Raw genomic sequence first — 21,215 nt, 5'->3', positions numbered from 1 at the left:
GGGGGATGACGCTGTTTTCATCCACCACTGTCGGCGTGATGGTGGATCGATGAAGCGTGATCCACCCTACGAGGCCTGGCGTCAGTCGAGCGGCGCGAACAGCGCTGCCAGATCGTCTTCATCCAGTCGCCACTGACCCTGGCTGCCACCGTCCAGCACGCCTTTGGCCAGGTTGGCCTTGGTCTGCTGCAGTTGCTGGATTTTCTCTTCGACGCTGCCACGGGCGATCAGCCTGTAGACGAATACCGGCTTGTCCTGGCCGATGCGGTAGGCGCGGTCGCTGGCCTGGGCTTCGGCGGCCGGGTTCCACCAGGGATCGAAGTGGATCACGGTGTCGGCGGCGGTCAGGTTGAGGCCGCTGCCACCGGCCTTGAGGCTGATCAGGAACACCGGAAACTCCCCGGCCTGGAAGCGCGCGACCGGTGTGCGCCGGTCCTGGGTGCTGCCGGTCAGCTTGGCGTAGGCGATCTTGCGTGTCTGCAGTTCTGCTTCGATCAGCGCCAGCATCGAGGTGAACTGGGAAAACAGCAGCACGCGACGACCTTCGTCGACCAACTCCACGAGCATGTCCAGCAGGGCGCTGAGTTTGCCCGAGTCGGCGGCCGTCAGTTCGCTGCCGGCCTCACCGAGCAGGCGCAGGTCGCAGCAGCTCTGGCGCAGGCGCAGCAGGGCTTCGAGGATGACGATATGGCTGCGGGCCAGACCCTGGCGGGCGATTTCGTCACGCACCTTCTGGTCCATGGCCAGGCGCAGCGTCTCGTAGCGGTCGCGCTGCAACTGGGTCATCTCGACCCATTGGGTGATCTCGGTCTTCGGCGGCAGTTCGCTGGCCACCTGTTCCTTGGTGCGGCGCAGCAGGAAGGGGCGGATGCGCCCATTCAGATGGTTCAGGCGCTGGGCGTCGCCACGTTTCTCGATGGGCGTGCGGTAGTCACGGGTGAAGGCCTTGGCGTCGCCGAGCCAGCCGGGCATGAGGAAATGGAACAGTGACCAGAGTTCGCCCAGGTGGTTTTCCAGCGGCGTGCCGGTCAGGCACAGGCGCAGGTCGGCCTGCACCTGAGCCGCTGCGGTGGCCGCCTTGCTGCGCGGGTTCTTGATGTTCTGCGCTTCGTCGAGGATCAGCAGGCGGTAACGCTGCTGGTTCAGCGCCTTGAGGTCGCGTGGCAGCAGGGCGTAGGTGGTGAGGATCAGATCGTGCTCGGCGATCTCCTCGAACAGCGCCTTGCGCTTGTTGCCATGCAGGGCCAGCACGCGCAACTGCGGGGTGAAGCGCGCCGCCTCGTCCTGCCAGTTGGGAATCAGGCTGGTGGGCATGACGATCAGCGCTGGGTGCTTCAGGCGCCCGGCCTGTTTCTCGCACAGGATATGCGCCAGGGTCTGCAGGGTCTTGCCCAGGCCCATGTCGTCAGCCAGCACGCCTCCGACGCGCAGTTCGGCCAGGGTCTGCATCCAGTTCAGGCCCTGCACCTGATAGGTGCGCAGTTCGGCCTGCAAATCCCCGGGTGGCGCAATCTCGCGCACCGCCAGGTTCTGCAGGCGCTCGGCGAAGCCGCGCAATTCATCGCCGCCCTGCCAGCTGAGTTCGGGTCCCTGAGCCAATTCGGCCAGGCGTGCGGCGTCGGCGCGCCCGAGGCGCAGCGGCAGGTGATCGTCGCCGGGGTCGCGGAAATACAGCTCGCCGAGCGTGGCCAGCAGCGGTTTCAGGCGGGCAAAGGGCAGGGCGATGCGTTTGCCGCCCTGCGGCAGGCTGACCAGCAGGCGATCCTCGTCGGCGCGCTGGGCCAGCGCTTCGGGCGCCAGCAGCCAGGGCGTGCGGCGAATGGCCTGGAGCAGGATCGGCAGCAGACTCAGGCGCTGGCCTTCGACTTCGATGCCCAGCTCCAGATCGAACCAGTTCTGCTGCGGATCTTCCTCGACCTCGGCGTACCAGTCGTCGACCTCGGCGAGGTTGTACTGGAAATCTGGGCGCATGTGGATCTGCCAGCCCTCGGCACGCAGTTGCGGCAGTTGCTGCTGGACGAAATCCAGCCAGTCGCGCTCGCGCTCCAGCTCGAACGGCTCGCCAGCTTCGGCGGGCAGCGCTTCGCTCTGGCGCAGGGCGACCTGCAGACCGAAGCTTTCCAGGCGTCTGCGCAGGCTGGCTTCGGCGCCGCCGTCGCGGATCAGGCGCAGGTTGGTTTGCTCGTCCAGGCGTTTGACCAGATCCTTGGCCGGCTTGCCGAAAACCCTGTGTCCGGCGTAGTCGAAGGCCAGCGCCGCACGGTGCTGGGTCTGTTCATGCATGCGTCCCTTGCGTGCGTCGAAGTGCACGCGCACCTGGCTGCCAAGGCTGAGGATGGCGGTGGGGATGACGCCTTCGAGGCGCGTTTCCGCCAGCTCCTTGTTCAGCACGATGATGTCCGAGAGATCGCAGCCGGCACGTTGCTGGTCTTCCAGGGTGAGCAAGGCGGCGACCACGTGCTTGCAGTTGAAACCGACCGGGCAATTGCAGTGGCCGGTCACGCTCCACTTGCGCCCGTAGGGGTGCAGGGTGATGCGCTGCTGATAGGTCTGCCCACCTGAGCCCCGGCAATTGGCGAGCAGGCTATGGTCCTTGAGGCTGAGCAGTTTGCTGCGCTTTTCTTCGGCGTAGGCAATGCCGCGGCGCAGGTCGCCCGCGCCGAACTCGGAACGCCAGTCTTCCTGGCGTAACTGATGGATATCCAGAGGCATCAACGAAGCCCCATGGGGAACAGTGATGGGCGCATGACTGGGCCGTGGCAATGCAAAGCCGCAGATTTTCGCATAGCCGCGCAGGGATTAGCAGGCGTTGCCAGCAGATTGCCGACGGTAGGGCGGGTGGAACTCGTCAGCGCAGTTACTGGAATGCCGCGCGGTACTGCCCCGGTGTGGCGCCCAGTGCCTGGCGAAAACGGTTGCTGAAATGGCTGGCGCTGGCGAAGCCGCAGGCCAACGCCACCTCGCTCAGAGCGGGACCTGGCTGACGCAGCATCTGGCAGGCACGCGCCAGGCGCCGGGCCAGCACGTAGCGATGAGGCGACAGGCCGAAGCTGCTCTGGAACATGCGCGCGAAGTGGTATTCCGAGAGGGCACAAAGCGCCGCCAGCTGGCTCAGCGGCAGTGGCGTCTCCAGATGCTGCTCGATGAACTCGCGCACACGCCTGCGTTGCAGCGGTGCCAGGCCACCCTTCAGGCGCAGGCCCTGGCGCAGGCCGACCTGATTGAGCAGCGCATGGTCGAGCAACTGGTGCGCCAGGCTGCTGGCCAGCAGGCGTTCGCCCGGCTCCTGCCAGTCGAGGGTGCACAGTTGACGAAAGCGTGCGGATTGTTCGGCGTCCTCGAGAAAGGTCGCTTCTTCCAGTTGCAGGCTGCGCGGTTCGCGATCGAGCAGGGCGACCGCGCCGAGGGCGAACTGCTCCTGCTCTATATAAAGATGGGCAAGCTGAATCTCGCCGTTGATGATCCAGGCCGACTGATGCTCGGCCGGCAGGATGCACAGTTTGTCTGGGGCGCCCTTGTTGCCGGGCTGCTCGCGGCGAAAGGTGCCAGTGCCGCCACTGAGGTAGCACGACAGCGTGTGATGGCTGGGGGCCAGGTAGTCACGCGCATCATGGGCGTTGCTCCAGCGTGCCACGCCCATGCCGTTGCCCAGTTCGGCCATGGCGTGCAGCCTGGCGTTGGGCGAGCGGCTCATGCTCTGGAATACCTGCAGGTGTTCGAATTGCGCCATCATTTCCTCCCGAATGCGGCCATGCTACGCCTGCCGACATGCAAAACCAGTGTCGACGAAAAAAATGCGCAAGTTTGTGAAAGTCTGGGGTCGTAATAGCTGGAACGCCTGTGAATGGTGCTTGAGTTTTTTTGCGCCGACCGGCGGCGCGGCACGAGGACTCGGAGTATCGTGGCGGCCATTCAAACAATGATTCGCATCCCGGATGCCGCTCTCGATGAAATACCTGCACCACTTCGCGCTCGCCTCTGCCCTGATCGTCCCCAACCTGCTGGCTGCCGCGCCTTCGATCGATGACAAGTCGGCCTTCATCGCCGATCTGGTAGGTCGCATGACCCTCGAGGAAAAGGTTGGCCAGCTGCGCCTGATCAGCATTGGCGGCGACATGCCGCGTGAGCGCATCCGTGAGGAGATGGCCGCAGGGCGTATCGGCGCCACCTTCAACTCGGTGGTGCGTCCGGAGAACCGCCCGATGCAGGAGGCGGCGCTGCGCAGCCGTCTGGGTATCCCGGTGTTCTTCGCCTATGACGTCATCCATGGCCATCGCACGACGTTCCCGATTGGGCTGGGGTTGGCTTCGAGCTGGGACATTGCGGCCATCGAGAACAGTGCCCGGGTCGCGGCCTTCGAGGCCAGCGCCGACGGCCTGGACATGACCTTCGCGCCGACCGTGGACATTTCCCGCGATCCGCGTTGGGGCCGCACTTCCGAAGGTTTCGGCGAAGACCCGTATCTGGTTTCGCGCATCGCCGCAGCCATGGTGCGTGGCTATCAGGGCGAGCATCCCAGCGACCCGCAGCGCATCATGGCCAGCGTCAAGCACTTCGCCCTGTACGGCGCCGTGGAGGGTGGGCGCGACTACAACGTGGTCGACATGAGCCCGATGCGCATGTACCAGGACTATCTGCCGCCTTATCGCGCTGCCATCGATGCCGGCGCCGGCGGAGTGATGGTGGCGCTGAACGCGATCAATGGCGTGCCGGCTTCGGCCAACACCTGGCTGCTGCGTGATCTGCTGCGTCGCGACTGGGGCTTCAAGGGCGTGGCGCTGAGCGACCACGGCGCCATCACCGAACTGCTGCGCCATGGTGTGGCGGCCGATGGTCGCGAGGCTGCAAAACTGGCGGTCACGGCGGGCGTCGGCATGAGCATGGCCGACACGCTCTACGATCAGGAGCTGCCGGCTTTGCTGCGCAGCGGCGCGGTAGCGCAGAGCGTGCTGGATGAAGCCGTCACCCATGTGCTGAACACCAAGTACGACCTTGGCCTGTTCCACGATCCGTTCCGCCGTATCGGCCGCGCCGAGGACGACCCCGCCGACGTCAATGCCGAAAGCCGCCTGCACCGCGCCGATGCACGGGTCATGGCACGCGACTCCCTGGTATTGCTGGAAAACCATGGAGACACCCTGCCGCTGAGCAAGCAGACCACCGTCGCGCTGATCGGCCCGCTGGCCGATTCGCCGGTGGACATGCTCGGCAGCTGGTCGGCGGTCGGCGTGGCCGAGCAGGCCGTCACGCTGCGCAAGGGCATGGAGGCGGCGCTCAACGGCCGGGGCACGCTGCTCTACGCCGTGGGCGCCAACGTCACCGACGATGCCCATGTGATCAATTACCTCAACCAGCTCAACTGGGACCGTCCCGAGGTGGCGCTGGACAAACGCACGCCACAGGCAATGCTCGAAGAGGCCGTGCGTGTCGCCGCGCAGGCCGACGTCATCGTCGCGGCCGTAGGGGAGGCGCGCGGCATGTCCCATGAGTCGTCCAGCCGCACTCGCCTGGACCTGCCGGACAGTCAGCAGGCGCTGCTGCGCGCACTCAAGGCCACCGGCAAGCCATTGGTGCTGGTGCTGATGAACGGCCGGCCGCTGGCGCTCGGCTGGGAGAAGGAAAACGCCGATGCGATACTGGAAACCTGGTACAGCGGCATCGAGGGCGGCCATGCCATCGCCGACGTGCTGTTCGGTGAGCACAACCCTTCCGGCAAGCTGCCGATCACCTTCCCGCGTTCGGTCGGGCAGATTCCCACCTACTACAACCATCTGCGCCTGGGGCGTCCGTACACACCCGGTACGCCGGGCAACTACACCTCGCAATATTTCGAGGAGCCCAACGGCCCGCTCTATCCCTTTGGTTACGGTTTGAGCTACAGCGACTTCCAGCTGTCGGCGCCTAAACTGTCTGCCGAGCGCATGATGCCGGGCGAGAAAATTCGCGTCAGCGTCACGCTGAAGAACGCCGGGCCCAGGGCTGGCGCGACCGTGGTGCAGCTGTACCTGCACGACGAGGCCGCTTCGGTGATCCGTCCGGTGAAGGAACTCAAGGATTTTCGCAGGGTCAAGCTTGAGGCAGGTGAGGCGCGCGAGCTGAGTTTCGAGATCGACGAAAGCATGCTGCGTTTCTACAACGCGAGCCTGCAGCATGTCAGCGAGCCAGGTGCCTTCCGTGTTCAGTTGGGGCTGGATTCGGAGAGCGTGCAGGAGGCGCGTTTCGAACTGTTGCCACGCCAATGATGGCGTGGCCCAAGGAGGCGAAAAATATACTCGCGCGAGCACCTGTGCCGGACTTCACTATCTGGTAATAATGCGCAGAAAGAATCCGCGCATGCGGAGACGTCGCCGTTCGGTTGGCTGTCTGCATCGTGCTCGCGTTGCTTTATACCTTTCGCCCGTTTTCAACTCCCTGCAGCGGCAGCCCGTGGGCTTGCCGCTGCCTGTCAGTACGTGTTGCCCTGGAGGCTGTGTGTCGATGAGTCGTTGTTCTGGAGCCCGTATGGGCAAGGCCGGCAAGCTGGCCCTTTGTGTGCTCCCTCTGCTGTTCGCTGCCCAGAGTTGGGCCTTCGATCTGGACGATGTGGCGGTCAAGGCCAAGGCTCTCGCGGCCGAGAGCTACAGCGCACCGCAAAGCCGGCTGCCGGCTTCGCTGCGTGAGCTGCCGTTCGCCGGCTATCAGAAAGTTCGCTTCCTCGAGGAAAAGGCGCACTGGGCGGACGGCAAGACACCGTTCCGGCTGTACTTCTTCCACCAGGGCATGCACTTCGACGTGCCGGTGAAGATCAACGAAGTGACCGCCAGCGGCACCCAGGAGATCAAGTACGACCCGTCGATGTTCGACTTCGCCGACCTCAACCTGAACCCGGATGACCTGAAGGATCTGGGTTTCGCCGGTTTCAAGGTGATCCACGAGCTGAACGACAAGGGGCGTCACGACGAAGTGATGAGCGTGCTCGGCGCCAGCTACTTCCGTATCGTCGGCAAGGGCCAGGTGTTCGGCCTGTCCGCCCGTGGTCTGGCCATCGACACCGCGCTGCCGTCCGGCGAGGAATTCCCGCGCTTCAGCGAGTTCTGGATCGAGAAGCCGCAACCGGACCGCCGTAGCCTGGTGATCTACGCGCTGCTCGATTCGCCGCGGGCCACCGGTGCTTACCGCATGGAAATCAAACCGGGCCGCGACAGCGTGCTCGATGTGCAATCGAAGGTCTACCTGCGTGAGAACGTCGAGAAACTCGGCATCGCGCCGCTGACCAGCATGTACCTGTTCGGTGCCAACCAGCCCTGGCCGCGCCCGAACTACCGTCCGCAGTTGCATGACTCCGACGGTCTGGCCATTCATGCGGGCAATGGCGAGTGGATCTGGCGTCCGCTGAACAACCCGCAGCGCCTCAACGTCAGCAGCTATCGTATCGACAACCCGCGTGGCTTCGGCCTGATGCAGCGTGGTCGCGACTTCAGCCAGTACCAGGATCTCGACGACCGCTACGAGCTGCGTCCGAGCGGCTGGGTGGAAACCGTCGGCGATTGGGGTACAGGTCATATCGAACTGGTGGAGATCCCCACGCCGGACGAAACCAACGACAACATCGTCGCCCTGTGGCGCCCGGAGAAGCTGCCGGCCCCGGGTGAGTCGCTGGATGTGGCCTATCGCCTACACTTCAGCCGGGATGACGCCAAGCTGCACGACCCGCAACTGGCCATGGTCAGCCAGACCCGTCTGTCCGAGGGCGATATCAAACAGGCCAACCTGATCCGTCAGGCCGATGGCAGCACTGCGCTGATGGTCGACTTCGTTGGTGAAGAGCTGGCCAAGCGCTCGCCTGATGCAGCGCCGACCGTTCAGGTCAGCGTCGATGGCAACGCCGAATTGCTGGAGGACAGCCTGCGTTACAACCCGGTCAGCAAAGGCTGGCGCCTGACGCTGCGCATCAAGGTCAAGGACCCGGTACAGCCGGTGGAAATGCGTGCTGCCCTGGTCGAGGACGGCAAGCCCTTGTCGGAAACCTGGAGCTATCAGCTGCCTGCCCATGAATAACACTCTAGACCCTACGCAAATCCAGGAGTATCTGGAGGAACTGCCGCTCGATCCTGAGCAGCAGGAGGCTTTGGCTCATCGCCTAGAAGAGGAGGGCGGGGATCTCGCCACCTTGCACCGTGCCCTGCACGAGGACGATCTCGCGGTTGCCGAGCCCCTGGAAGAAACCCGCGAGATGCTCGAGTCGGTGCCGGCTCGTCTGTCGCTGGGCTGGCCGGACGCGCTCGAGCGCGGCTGCCGCATCGTGCAGGATCACCAGGGCCGGCCCACCATCGATTCGACGCCGCCGATCAAGCGCACACGCATGGTGCCGGAACCCTGGCAGACCAATATCCTGGATCGCGGCTGGCGTCGTCTGAAGGGCGAGAAACCCGCGCCGCGGCCGCGCACGCGTGAGAGCGAAGACTTCGCCGAAGAGCGCTGGCGCCACGTCGCGGCCGTGCGCCGTGCGGCGCTGCTGGTGCTGATGCTCGTGCAGACGGTGGTCGCCACCTGGTACATGAAGTCGGTGCTGCCCTATCAGGGCTGGTCGCTGGTCGACCTGGGCCTGGTGTTCGAGCAGCCCTGGCAGGAGTCGGCGCGGCAGATCCTGCCTTACGTGGTGCAGACCAGTATCCTGGCACTGTTCGCCCTGCTGTTCTGCTGGGTGTCGATGGGCTTCTGGACCGCGCTGATGGGCTTCTTCCAGCTGCTCAAGGGGCGTGACCGCTACAGCATCTCCGCCAGCAGCTGCGGTGATGAGCCGATTTCGCCGCGGGCACGTACCGCGCTGGTCATGCCGATTGCCAACGAGCACGTGCCGCGCGTGTTCGCCGGCCTGCGCGCGACCTTCGAGTCGCTCAAGGCCACCGGGCAACTCGAGCATTTCGACTTCTTCGTGCTCAGCGACAGCAACGACCCGGACATCTGCGTGGCCGAGCAACAGGCCTGGATGGACCTGTGCCGTGAGGTGGAAGGCTTCGGTCATATCTTCTACCGCCGCCGTCGGCGCCGGGTGAAGCGCAAGAGCGGCAACATCGACGACTTCTGCCGGCGCTGGGGCAGCAACTACCGCTACATGGTGGTGCTCGACGCCGACAGCGTGATGAGCGGCGAATGCCTGACCCGCCTGGTGCGGCTGATGGAAGCCAACCCGGGTGCAGGCATCATCCAGACCGCGCCCAAGGCGTCCGGCATGGACACCCTCTATGCGCGGCTGCAACAGTTCGCCACCAGTGTCTACGGGCCATTGTTCACGGCTGGCCTCAACTTCTGGCAGCTGGGTGAGTCGCACTATTGGGGGCATAACGCGATCATTCGGGTCAAACCCTTCATCGAGCACTGCGCCCTGGCACCACTGCCGGGCACCGGTTCTTTTGCCGGCGCGATCCTCTCCCACGATTTCGTCGAAGCCGCGCTGATGCGCCGCGCCGGTTGGGGCGTATGGATCGCCTACGACCTGCCGGGCAGCTATGAAGAGTTGCCGCCGAACCTGCTCGACGAGCTCAAGCGTGACCGCCGCTGGTGCCATGGCAACCTGATGAACTTCCGCCTGTTCCTGGTGCGCGGCATGCACGCCGTGCATCGCGTGGTGTTCCTCACCGGTGTCATGTCCTATCTTTCGGCACCGCTGTGGTTGCTGTTCCTGCTGCTCTCGACCTGCCTGCTGGCGATTCATACGCTGATGGTGCCGGAGTACTTCCTGCAGCCCAACCAGCTCTACCCCCTGTGGCCGCGCTGGCAACCGCACGAGGCTATCGCTCTGTTCTCCGCCACCATGACCTTGCTGTTCCTGCCCAAGCTGCTCAGCGTGCTGCTGATCTGGATCAAGGGCGCTGAAGCCTACGGTGGTCGCACGCGGGTGCTGTTGTCGATGCTGCTGGAAGCCTCCTGCTCGGTGTTGCTGGCGCCGGTGCGCATGTTGTTCCACAGCCTGTTCGTCACCGCGGCCTTCCTCGGGTGGTCGGTGCAGTGGAACTCGCCGCAGCGTGTGGATGATTCGACGCCCTGGAGCGAGGCTTTCCGTCGTCACGGTACCCAGGTGCTGATCGGTATCGGCTGGACCGCATTGGTGGCCTGGCTCAACCCTGACTTCCTCTGGTGGCTGGCGCCTATCGTGGTCTCTTTGGTGCTGTCGCCCGTGGTGTCGGTGCTGACCAGCCGCACGGCACCGGGGTTGGCGGCGCGGCGCAGCAAGCTGTTCCTGATCCCGGAAGAGCACAAGGTACCGGTGGAGCTGAGCAACACCTCCGAGTACGAGCAACTGAACAGCGCGCGGGCGCTGCGCAAGGGCTTCCTGCGTGCAGTGGTCGATCCGCTGTACAACGCCCTGGTCTGCGCCATGGCCCGTGCTCGCCACGCCAAGGTGGTGCCTGCCGCCGAAGCGCTGCGCGACGAGCGTATCGATGAGATCCTCAGCGCCGGGCCTGAGGGCAAGGTCGAGGCGACCCGCTGGCGTCTGCTCAACGACCCTGACGGCATGGCGCGCCTGCATGCGCGCATCTGGCAGGAGCCGCAATACCACGCCTGGCGCGAAGCCCTGCGCGACGCCTGATCATCCGCCACGCCCCCGGCTGCCGGGGGCGTGGCGTGATGCATTGCTGACATACCCGCTAACATCTGTAGGCGCATCAACGCTCTGCTGCGCGGCACCATTGCGACTGGGTCGGGTCTTTGCCTCGGATGGAGCATTCTGCCGCCTGGCCCGAACACCGTTTTCGTACATGACATTGGAGAGGAACCAGGATGTCGAATCTGCATGATTCCGCGCAGCGCTATGGTGCGGTTACACGCTGGCTGCACTGGGGGATGGCCGTTGTGCTGGGGTGGCAATTCTCGACCGTATTGGCGCATGCCCTGATGGAAGATAGCGCGCTGGATAAATTCCTCTGGGGTACGCACAAGGCGACCGGGCTGTTGCTCATGGTGCTGGTGGTGATTCGCCTGCTCTGGGCGCTGTACAACAGCCGCCGCCGGCCGGCGCCAGTCAGTGCACTGGCACGTTTCGGCCATCTGGCGTTGTATGGTCTGCTGTTCGTGATTCCCTTTGTCGCGCTGCTGCGCCAGTACGGCTCGGGCCGCGAGTTCGTGGCCTTCGGCATGACCATCATGCCCGGCTTCAGCGACGCCAAGATCGAGTGGATGATCGCCCCCGCCAGCCTGCTGCACGGCAACCTCGGCTGGCTGCTGCTGTTCATGGTCATCGGCCACGTGGCCATGGCGTTCGTTCACCGCCGCCAGGGCGGTGAGGATGTGCTGGCGCGGATGATCGGGCGCTGACTGCCAATGGCAACCGTCTTGCACGCAGTGACGGTGGGCACCCCTTTGGCGAGGCCGACCTGATCATGAGTCTGCACACATCCTTCTGCAGCGACGGATCGCTGAGCATCGGCTAACCGACCCGGCCAGGACTGGCTGACGACAGGATGTCCGGAACCCGCTTCGGTGGGTTTTTTCTTGCCCGTGACAGCTCAGCCCAGGGTCAGGTGATTTCGGCCGGCCTGCTTGGCCTGATAGAGCAGGCTGTCTACTCGGCGATACAGCTCTTCGCTGCTTTCTCCATCCTTGGCCAGGCGTGCGCCCATGCTGACGGTGAGGTGGTTGGCCGTCGGTGAGGCCGCATGGGCAATGTTCAGTGCGGCCAAACCGCTACGCAGCGCTTCTCCGAGTGTTTGCAGCTGCCCAGCATCGCAGCCATACAGCAGCAGGGCGAACTCTTCCCCGCCCAGGCGTACTGCCATGTCCATGGGGCGACGAGCGAAGCCCTGCAGCACTCGGCCCACCTGACGCAGAGCATCGTCGCCGGCTTGATGCCCGTAGTGATCGTTGAAACGCTTGAAGTGGTCGATGTCGAGCATCAGCAGCGCGACCTTGGCCGACTCGCGTTTGCCCTGGCGCAGGGCAAGGTCCAGATGTTGAGTGAAGCTACGACGGTTGTTCAGGGCGGTCAGTGGATCGTGATTGGCTTGCCAGTCCAACAGTTGCAGCAGCAGAAACTGCTCGCGCTGAGTGTGATCTCTGACATAGGCCCCCATGGCACAGATCAGCAGGGCCAGGCTGAAGATGAAGCACAGGCGCAGGTAATCGACCTGTTGCGTCTGCCCCAACAGCCAAAGGCCGGGCGCCACGACCAGTGGCAGGCTGGCCGTTGCCAGCAGCAGATTGCTGCGAAACGACAGGCCGAGGGGAAAGAACAGCGTGATGGCCATCAGCAGCAGCACGCTGTTGGAGATGGGCACGTTGAGCCTCTGGTAGAAAATGATGGTCAGCGTGGTACCCAGCACCAGACTCAGCAGAGTGACGGTGATCACCAGCGGGCCGTAATGCCTGCGGCTGCCGTTGAACAGCAGCAGGGTGAGCAGGAGGAGGGTGAGGATGATCGACCAGCGCACCAGCAGCAGTGCCCAGAGCTCTGCTGGATAGTCGGGGAAGCGTTGCCACAGATCCAGGCGCAGCAGGTCGACAAGGGTGAAGATCATCCATACGCCCAGCCCGAGGAGCACGGCGATTTTCTGATAGCGTGCCTGCACCTTGCTGATGTACTGGTGATATTCCTGTTCCAGCGGCTGGCTGAAACGCAAGAAACGAAAACCGCGGCGCAACTGTTCGGCGTAGCGGTTTTCCGGGAGTGCACGGAGAGCTTGCGGGACAGAATGCATGACGACTCCTTGTTTCACTGAGCATAAAGTGCCCGGTGGGATCGTCGATCAGTAACGCTGTAGTCAATGTCTTACACGCTCTGACGCCAACCGCTGCTATTGCTACTGAGGCTTGATCAGTAGTCTACACACATCCCCTGCAGCAATGGACCGCTGAGGATCAAGGACGATGACCAGGCCAGGATTGGCGACCGACAGGATGTCGGTGGTTGGGAAGAAACCCGCTTCGGCGGGTTTTTTGTTGCCTGCCGGAAAGCGCCAGCGCTTGACAGGCCACTCGCTCAATACCCCGAGCGGGCAGGAGCGGCGCCCTGTCGCGAAGCTGGGCGACCTGAAAGGCCGCGCCCCGGGGCGCGGCTCCCAGGCAAAGGTGCCTGGCGGGCGTCATGACGTCGGAGTCAGCCAGTCTCTATGTCGCCGGGCGATTTAGCCGACCAGGCACTGCGTTGGCCCCTGCGCCTTGCGCGTGTACCACAGCACACGGCTCACACCTCGGGTGATGGCCACGTAGGCCAGGCGACGGGCTTCGTCCTGCATGGCCTGGTCGTAGCTGCCGGCGAAGAAGCCGCAGTGGGCGTAGAGCGCGTTGCGCAGCGGGTGCTTCTCCACCGGCAGGCAGTCGTCGAGGATGATCGCTACCTCGGCCTGCAGACCCTTGGCGCGGTGGATGGTCATGGTTTTCACCGGAAGGTGTTTGTCGAGCTGCGCGCGCACCTGTTGCAGCGGCTCGTTGCGCCGGCTGAGCAGCAGCACGGCGGTGCGATCCGCGTTGGCGCGCTGGCTGACGTGCTGGCACTGCGCGGTGATTTCCTTGAGCAGCGCCGGCAGGCCGCTGACCAGGTCGAAGCGCTGGATCAGCCTGACGCCATGGTCGCCGGGTTGCATCGCCTTGGCCGCAACGCAGGTCTTGGTCTGCTTGTTCTGCACCTCGGCCAGCACTTTCTCGCCGTCGCGGATCACCGGCTCGATGCTGCGGTAGTTGGTGCCCAGCAGCAGCGTGGTGCTCTTGCTGCGACCCCGGCTGGGGAAGTGCCGGTCGAAGTCGATGAACAGCTCCGGCGAACTGCCGCGCCAGCCGTAGATCGATTGCCAGTCGTCGCCGATGGCCATCAGGCTGATACGCTCGCCTGCGCGGTGCAGCCGGCGATGCACGGCCTGCAACCACAGCACGATCTGTGGCGAGATGTCCTGGAATTCGTCGATCAGCAGGTGGCTCAGGGCGAGCAGGGCCGGGCCGGGTTTGCCGTCGTCAGCGCCTTGCAGGCGCTCGCTCAGGTGCGCGAATGCACCGTTGAAACTGATCAGCCCCTGATGCTTCAGCAGGGTGTTGAAGTGCTGGTGCAAGCGCTGCATGGCCTCGATGACATCGCGCTCGCGTGCGCCGCAGTCCAGGGTTTTCACGTCCAGACGGTCGAGACGAATCCCCAGGCTCTCGGCGAAATCGATCTGCCCGTGCAGCAGCTCGAACAGTGGCTGGGCGGCGAACTCGCCGGCCAGCTTGCAGGCATCCAGCGGCGCCTTGGCTTTGCCCTTTGGCGGCTCCTCGGGGGCGGGTAATCCGAGCAGACGATGGGTCAGGGTGCGAAAGCGCGCGTCCTCGGCGTAGGCATTCTGGTAGGCCTGCCTGAGCAGGCGCTGCTGCGCGGGGCGCAGACGGGCGCCGGCAAGTGGGTTGTCCGGCTCGTCGCTGGGGTCGTCCAGTTGCTCGAACCAGCGCGGGTTACCCAGGTTCTCCTTGGCCAGCGTGGCCATGGCCGCATGGAAGGTACGCACGCACTGGCGTGCATCGTGCGGGTAGCGCCAGAAGTCGAGCAGGCGTTGCAGGCGCTCGCGCAACTCGCTGCAGGAGGCGTTGGTGAAGGAAATCACCGTCAGGCGCTTGGGGTCGACCTCCAGGTGGCAGAGCAGGAACACCACGCGCAGTACCAGGGTGCTCGACTTGCCCGAGCCGGCGCCGGCGAAGATGCGTGCCAGCGGCGCACGGCAGAGGATCATCGCCCATTGTTCGTCTGACGGTGCGCCGATCAGCCTGGCGTTCACCGCCTGCGCCACGCGTTCGCGCATCGCCTGTACCTGAGCGTCTTCGACCTTCAGCCGGGTGCCGGGGTAGATGCCGGCAGGGCCGGGTTTACCGCTGCCAGCTTTGCTGCTGGCGGCTTTCTTGTTGCCGGTGGATTTCTTCTTGCCTTGCTTGCGTGCAGGTTTGCGGGGCTGCGCGGCTTCGCGCTCGGCGCGCAGGTAGGCGGTGGTGTGAGGGAAGTAACGGGCGAGGGCGCTGGACAGCAAGTGTTTGTAGCGCGCGACGGCAGAAAGCATGTGCTGAGGATGACCTGGCTGGCAAAGCCGGAATGATAAGCCCTGTGACGCGATGGCAGGCAACGATGGCGCTTTGATAAATGCGCAACTTTGTGCAAGCGCCTGGAGTTCTCCGGTTCCAGACTGTAGTCAGTCTTGGAGAACCTACGATGAATCTGTCGCTATACCTGCTTACCGTACTGATCTGGGGCACGACCTGGATCGCCATCAAATTGCAGATGGGCGAGGTGGCTGTCGCCGCTTCCATCGCTTATCGCTTTGCCCTGGCTTCGGCGGTGTTGTTCGCCATACTCTGGTTCAGCGGCCGCCTGCAGCCGCTGGATCGCCGTGGCCAGGGCATCTGCCTGGTGCAGGGGCTGTGCCTGTTCTGCCTCAACTTCCTGTGCTTCTACACCGCCAGCCAGTGGATACCCAGCGGCCTGATCGCGGTGATCTTCTCCACGGCCACCCTGTGGAACGCGATCAATGCGCGGTTGTTCTTCAAACAGCGCATCGCGCCCAATGTGTTGTTCGGCGGTGCGCTGGGGCTGGCCGGTCTGGGCTTGCTATTCTGGCCGGAGTTGGCCGGGCATGAGGCCAGTCGTGAAAGCCTGCTGGGTATTGGCCTGGCGCTGTGCGGCACGCTGTTCTTCTCGGCCGGCAACATGCTTTCCAGTCTGCAGCAGAAGGCGGGCCTCAAGCCGCTGACCACCAACGCCTGGGGCATGCTTTATGGCGCGCTGATGCTGGTGGGGATCTGTCTGGTCAGCGGCACGCCGTTCGCCTTCGAGTGGAACGCGCGCTACGTCGGCTCGTTGTTGTACCTGGCGATTCCCGGCTCGGTGATCGGCTTCACGGCCTACCTGACCCTGGTCGGGCGCATGGGGCCGGAGCGCGCGGCGTACTGCACCGTATTGTTCCCGGTGGTGGCACTGAACATCTCGGTGTTCGCCGAGGGCTACCAGTGGACGGCTCCGGCGCTGTTCGGCCTGGGGCTGGTGATGTTGGGCAATGTGCTGGTGTTTCGTAAGCCCAAGCCGGTGCTCTCGGAGGCCAGGGTTTGATTGCCGGGTTAGTTCGATGCGCATGGCGCACCCTACGCGGCTACACGGCAGGGTGCGCCGCGCGCCCGTCGATCAGCTCCCGCGAATCAGCTTGCGCAGCATGAAGCGGTTGGGGTGGCAGGCCTCGGCCACCTCACGTGGCAGCGGCAGGGGTTCGTTCTCCAGCCAGGCGGCGATCAGTTCGCCCGACAGCGGGGCGCTGATCAGCCCGCGTGAGCCGTGGCCGCTGTTGATGTACAGGCCGTGCAGCCAGGGGCAGGGTGCGTCCGGTACCTGGCGGGCGTCCTTGGCCAGTACCGCATAGGCCTCGGCGAAGGCTTCGGCATCGGCCAGCGGCCCGACGATCGGCAGGTAGTCCGGGCTGGTGCAGCGGAACGCGGCGCGGCCCTGCAGCGTCGCCGGGTCGAGCGTCTGTGCATCCAGGCGTTCGGCGAGATCCGTGGAAATGTCCCGCAGCAGTTGCAGATTACCGGCGTGCTCGGCCGCGCTGGGCGTGAGGTCGTCGCTGTGGAAGTCGAAACTGGCGCCCAGGGTGTGTTCGCCTTCGCGCGGCGGCGCGACATAGCCCTCGGCGCAGACCACGGTGCGCAGCGCACCGCTCGCGTCACTGGCCGGCAGGCGGCTGATCTGCCCACGGATGCGCTTGAGCGGCAGGTTCGCCGCCGGCAACAGGCGGCCGATCTCGGCAGCGCAGGCCAGTACCAGCACCGGGGCTTCGACCAGCGTGCCGCTCGACCCTTCGACGCGCCAGCGATCATCCTGCCGGTACAGGCTCAGCGCCTCGTGATAGGGGCGCAGTTCGATCGATGGGTGTTGCACCAGTTGCCGGCACAGCGCCGGTGGATGCACCCAGCCGGCGTCGGGGTAGAACAGACCGCCAGCCGGCAGGCCGATGCCGGCCAGCGCTTCGGCCTGCTCGCGCGCCACGGTGTGCAGCAGGTCGGCAGGGAAGGCGTCGGCCAGCTTGGCCTGGCGCGCGGTTTCCTTGTCATCGAAGGCCAGTTGCAGCACGCCGCAGGCGTCCCAGTCCGCACCGCGCTGCAGGCGTTCGAGCAGCCGGCGAGTATGAGCGAAGCCGGCGACGATCAACTGCGACAGCGCGGTGCCATGGGCCGAGAGCTTGAGGTAGAGCACGCCCTGCGGGTTGCCCGAGGCCTCGCAGGCAACCGCCGCGTGGCGCTCCAGCAGGCTCACTCGCCAGCCGCGCGCGGCCAGGCTGGCGGCCGTGGCGCAGCCGGCCAGACCGGCGCCGATCACCACCGCGTGTTTTGCCTGCGCGGGGAGGGCGGGGCGGGCGAACCAGGGTTTGCCCTCGCCTTGCGGGTGGCCGATGAAGTGGCCCCTGAGCACCTCCCATTTCTTGCCCAGGCCGGGCACTCGGCGCATTTTGAAACCGGCCTCGTTCAGCGCCCGGCGCACCACGCCAGCGCTGCTGAAGGTGCCCAGGGTCGCGTTTGCCGCAGACAGTCGGGCCAGTTCGGCGAACAGTTCGGGCGTCCACATCTCAGGGTTTTTCGCGGGGTTGAAACCGTCGAGAAACCAGGCGTCGATGCGCGCATCCAACTGCGGTAATTGTTCCCTCGCGTCGCCGATCAACAGGGTCAGCACCACCCGACCACCGGCCAACAGCAGGCGCTGGAATCCGGGGTGAATGGCGCGGTATTGCGTCAGCAGTTCGGTGCTGAACGGCGCCAGCTCCGGCCACAGGGCCAGGGCGCGCTGCAGGTCGTCGTGACGCAGCGGGTACTTCTCCACGCTGACGAAGTGCAGGCGGGCGCCGGCGGGCGCCTGTTGCTCGAACAACTGCCAGGCGCAGAGAAAATTCAGCCCGGTGCCGAAACCGGTCTCGCCGATGTTCAGGCATTGGCCGTCGGCGAGAGCGGCGAAGCGCGTCGTCAGGTCGTTGTTGGCGAGGAACACGTAGCGCGTCTCTTCCAGGCCGTTTTCCTGGGAGAAATAGACGTCGCCGTAGCTGCGCGACAGAGGCTGGCCGCGCTCGTCCCAGTCGAGCTGGGCGTGATGGGTGTCTGGCATGGCAGGGGTCCGCTGGATCGTGTTGCGATTCTACCGTGCTCGGCTACCCCGGCGCTGGGACAAGGCGCCGCGGCTGCAGGCAAAAGCGGGCTTCATCCGTTACTCTGTGAGGATCGTTTCCAGGGAGGTTGCCGCATGTTCGAATCCGCCGAAATCGGCCGCAGCATTGATAAAACCGTGTTCGAGGCCGAAGAGCCGGCACTGCGCGAGGCGCTGCTGGAAGCGCAGTACGAGCTCAAGCAGCAGGCGCGGTTTCCGGTGATCGTGCTGATCAACGGCATCGAGGGCGCCGGCAAGGGCGAGACGGTGAAACTGCTCAACGAGTGGATGGACCCGCGGCTGATCCAGGTCAGCACCTTCGACATACAGACCGACGAAGAGCTGGCGCGGCCGCCGGCCTGGCGCTACTGGCGGCAGTTGCCGCCCAAGGGGCGCATGGGCGTGTTCTTCGGCAACTGGTACAGCCAGATGTTGCAGGGGCGGGTACACGGCAAGTTCAAGGATGCGGTGCTGGACCAGGCCATCGACGGTGCCGAGCGCCTGGAACGCATGCTCTGCGACGAGGGTGCGCTGATCTTCAAGTTCTGGTTTCACCTGTCCAAGAAGCACATGAAGTCGCGCCTCGAAGCGCTCAAGGACGACCCGCTGCACAGCTGGCGCATCAGCCCGCTGGACTGGCAGCAATCGAAGACCTACGACAAGTTCGTGCGCTATGGCGAGCGTGTGCTGCGCCGCACCAGCCGCGACTATGCGCCCTGGTACGTGGTCGAGGGCGTCGATCACTATTACCGCAGCCTCACCGTCGGGCGCATTCTGCTCGAAGGCTTGCAGGCGGCGTTGGCCAATCCGCAGCGCAGCCAGTTGCAACCGCATGCCGCGCCGCTGGTTTCCAGTCTGGACAATCGCGGTTTGCTGGGCAGCCTGGACATGACCCAGGCACTGGGCAAGGACGACTACAAGGAGCAGCTGGCCACCGAGCAGGCGCGTCTGTCCGGCCTGATGCGTGACAAGCGCATGCGCAAGCACGCCCTGATCGCGGCATTCGAGGGCAACGATGCTGCCGGCAAGGGCGGCGCCATCCGCCGCGTGACCGGTGCGCTCGATCCGCGTCAGTACCGCATCGTGCCGGTCGCGGCGCCGACCGAGGAAGAACGTGCCCAGCCCTACCTGTGGCGCTTCTGGCGACACATTCCGGCGCGCGGCAAGTTCACTATCTTCGACCGCAGCTGGTATGGCCGCGTGCTGGTGGAGCGGGTCGAGGGCTTCTGCAGCCAGGCCGACTGGCTGCGCGCCTACGGTGAGATCAACGACTTCGAGGAGCAACTGACCAATGCCGGCGTGATTCTGGTGAAGTTCTGGCTGTCCATCGACCAGCAGACGCAGCTGCAGCGCTTCAAGGAACGCGAGCAGATCCCGTTCAAGCGCTTCAAGATCACCGAAGAGGATTGGCGCAACCGCGACAAGTGGGACGACTACGGCGATGCGGTGGGCGACATGGTCGACCGCACCAGCACCGAGATCGCGCCCTGGACCCTGATCGAGGCCAACGACAAGCGCTTCGCCCGGGTCAAGGTGCTGCGCACCATCAACGAGGCCATCGAGGCGGCGTTCGCCAGGGATTGAAGCGTTAATCGCGGCTAAAGCGGAATGCCGCCCAGCCGCTCCTACGGTATTCACTGCACTGTGGGAGCGGCTTCAGCCGCGATGCTTTTGTGCCGCTCCCGATGTCCCCGGATTGCATCCGGGCTACGTCCCCGCATCGCCCCGTATACGCCAGATCAATGATGGTCGCATCCTGGGATCGGCTGGATTTATCTTCACGCCATTCGCCATCCAATAACAACGAGGTGCGTCATGCGTGAAGTGGTGATCGTCGACAGCGTCCGGACCGGCCTGGCCAAGTCCTTCCGCGGCAAGTTCAACATGACCCGGCCGGACGACATGGCCGCCCATTGCGTCGATGCGCTGCTGGTGCGCAACGGCATCGACCCGAAACGGGTCGATGACTGCATCGTCGGTGCCGGTTCCAACGAGGGTGCGCAAGGCATGAACATCGGCCGCAATGTCGCCGTGCTCTCGCGTCTGGGCAATCCGGTGGCGGGCATGACCCTCAACCGCTTCTGCTCCTCGGGCCTGCAGGCTATCGCCATCGCCGCCAACCAGGTGGCGTCCGGCTGCAGCGAGATCATCGTCGCCGGCGGCGTCGAGTCCATCACCATGACCCTGAAAAGCATGAACATGGACAACCTGTTCAACCCGCTGCTGCAACAGGACAACCCTGGCATCTACTACCCCATGGGCAAGACCGCCGAGATCGTCGCCAAGCGCTACGGCATCACCCGCGAAGCCCAGGACGCCTACGCCCTGCAGAGCCAGCAGCGCACCGCGCGGGCTCAGACCGAAGGCCTGTTCGCTGACGAAATCGTGCCGATGACGGTGCAGTATCTGGTCGAAGACAAGACCACTGGCGAGAAGAAGATCGTCGATGGCGTGGTCGAGGCCGATGATTGCAACCGCCCGGACACCACCCTGCAATCCCTGGCCAAGCTGCAACCGGCGTTCGACCCGGCTGGCAGTGTGACGGCCGGCAACGCCTCGCAACTGTCCGACGGCGCTTCAATGACCCTGGTGATGAGCCTGGAAAAAGCGCTGGAGCTGGGTCTCAAGCCAAAAGCCTATTTCCGCGGCTTCACCGTTGCCGGTTGCGAGCCGGACGAGATGGGCATCGGCCCGCTGTTCTCGGTGCCCAAGCTGCTCAAGGCCAAGGGCCTGAGCGTGGCCGACATCGACCTGTGGGAGCTCAACGAAGCTTTCGCCTCGCAGTGCCTTTACTGCCGCGACACGCTCGAGATCGACAACGAGAAATACAACGTCAATGGTGGCTCCATTTCCATTGGCCATCCCTTCGGCATGACCGGCTCGCGCCAGGTCGGGCATCTGGTACGCGAGCTCCAGCGACGCGAGCTGCGCTACGGCATCGTCACCATGTGCGTGGGCGGTGGCATGGGCGCCAGCGGGTTGTTCGAGGCGTATCGCGGCTAATCGTAGGGTGCGCCGCGCGCACCACCGGCAATACGCATCGCATGAGCGAACCACGCTGCGCACGGCGCACCCTAGGGTTTGAACGGTGCGCTGTTTATACTCGCGC

Annotated in this window: 12 protein-coding genes; 7 read left to right on the top strand and 5 right to left on the bottom strand. The window is 64.7% G+C overall.

Going from position 1 to position 21,215, the window contains the following annotated elements; translation table 11 throughout:
• Window positions 1-81: 81 nt before the first annotated feature.
• Both ACN0X6_RS17895 and ACN0X6_RS17890 read right to left on the bottom strand, forming a co-directional pair.
• Window positions 82-2,712, bottom strand: a complete 2,631-nt coding sequence (locus tag ACN0X6_RS17895; RefSeq protein ID WP_417705991.1) for a DEAD/DEAH box helicase — start codon at window positions 2,710-2,712, stop codon at window positions 82-84.
• 145 nt (window positions 2,713-2,857) lie between these two features.
• Window positions 2,858-3,730 carry a helix-turn-helix domain-containing protein gene (locus ACN0X6_RS17890; protein WP_417705989.1) on the bottom strand — a complete coding sequence of 291 codons (873 nt, stop codon included), beginning with the start codon at window positions 3,728-3,730 and terminating at the stop codon, window positions 2,858-2,860.
• 217 nt (window positions 3,731-3,947) lie between these two features.
• Between ACN0X6_RS17890 and bglX the strand changes: the two genes are divergently transcribed.
• The 4 genes from bglX (at window position 3,948) to ACN0X6_RS17870 (ending at window position 11,295) form a co-directional block, all read left to right on the top strand.
• Window positions 3,948-6,242 (top strand): beta-glucosidase BglX, encoded by a 2,295-nt coding sequence (gene bglX / locus ACN0X6_RS17885; RefSeq protein WP_417705988.1) that lies wholly within the window; start codon window positions 3,948-3,950, stop codon window positions 6,240-6,242.
• 259 nt (window positions 6,243-6,501) lie between these two features.
• The gene (locus tag ACN0X6_RS17880) at window positions 6,502-8,037 is read left to right on the top strand and encodes a glucan biosynthesis protein G (RefSeq protein ID WP_417706079.1); all 1,536 of its coding nucleotides are present in this window, start codon (window positions 6,502-6,504) and stop codon (window positions 8,035-8,037) included.
• Complete coding sequence (mdoH, locus tag ACN0X6_RS17875; RefSeq protein WP_417705986.1) at window positions 8,030-10,570, top strand: glucans biosynthesis glucosyltransferase MdoH; 2,541 nt, start codon at window positions 8,030-8,032, stop codon at window positions 10,568-10,570. The genes ACN0X6_RS17880 and mdoH overlap by 8 nt, the downstream gene beginning before the upstream one ends.
• Before the next feature lie 191 nt (window positions 10,571-10,761).
• Entirely contained in the window at window positions 10,762-11,295 is a 534-nt protein-coding gene (locus ACN0X6_RS17870) for a cytochrome b (protein ID WP_417705984.1), read from the top strand.
• A 191-nt stretch (window positions 11,296-11,486) separates the two neighbouring features.
• On the opposite strand, the gene ACN0X6_RS17865 is transcribed toward ACN0X6_RS17870, so the two are convergent.
• Window positions 11,487-12,674: a diguanylate cyclase domain-containing protein gene (locus ACN0X6_RS17865; protein ID WP_417705982.1), complete on the bottom strand. Its 1,188-nt coding sequence runs from the start codon at window positions 12,672-12,674 to the stop codon at window positions 11,487-11,489.
• Between the two features lie 426 nt (window positions 12,675-13,100).
• A complete protein-coding gene (locus ACN0X6_RS17860; protein WP_417705980.1) occupies window positions 13,101-14,990 on the bottom strand; it encodes a UvrD-helicase domain-containing protein in 1,890 nt (629 codons plus the stop codon).
• Window positions 14,991-15,139: 149 nt separating this feature from the next.
• Here ACN0X6_RS17860 and ACN0X6_RS17855 point away from each other — a divergent pair, with 149 nt between their 5' ends.
• A complete protein-coding gene (locus ACN0X6_RS17855) occupies window positions 15,140-16,033 on the top strand; it encodes a DMT family transporter (protein ID WP_417705979.1) in 894 nt (297 codons plus the stop codon).
• Window positions 16,034-16,105: 72 nt separating this feature from the next.
• Here ACN0X6_RS17855 and mnmC read toward each other — a convergent pair whose 3' ends face one another.
• On the bottom strand, window positions 16,106-18,067 hold the full coding sequence (gene mnmC / locus ACN0X6_RS17850; RefSeq protein ID WP_417705977.1) for a bifunctional tRNA (5-methylaminomethyl-2-thiouridine)(34)-methyltransferase MnmD/FAD-dependent 5-carboxymethylaminomethyl-2-thiouridine(34) oxidoreductase MnmC: 1,962 nt from the start codon (window positions 18,065-18,067) through the stop codon (window positions 16,106-16,108).
• 135 nt (window positions 18,068-18,202) lie between these two features.
• On the opposite strand from mnmC, the gene pap reads away from it, so the two are divergent.
• Together pap and ACN0X6_RS17840 are read left to right on the top strand one after the other, a co-directional pair.
• Window positions 18,203-19,690, top strand: coding sequence for a polyphosphate:AMP phosphotransferase (gene pap, locus ACN0X6_RS17845; RefSeq protein WP_417705975.1), 1,488 nt, complete (start codon window positions 18,203-18,205; stop codon window positions 19,688-19,690).
• A gap of 231 nt (window positions 19,691-19,921) precedes the next feature.
• Entirely contained in the window at window positions 19,922-21,109 is a 1,188-nt protein-coding gene (locus tag ACN0X6_RS17840) for a thiolase family protein (protein WP_417705973.1), read from the top strand.
• Window positions 21,110-21,215 lie beyond the last annotated feature (106 nt).

The sequence above is a fragment of the Pseudomonas sp. genome, assembly GCF_048269965.1.
In the GTDB taxonomy this organism is placed as follows: domain Bacteria; phylum Pseudomonadota; class Gammaproteobacteria; order Pseudomonadales; family Pseudomonadaceae; genus Aquipseudomonas.
Note: the sequence above shows the minus strand (reverse complement) of the source record. Positions and strands in the feature narration are given on the sequence as shown.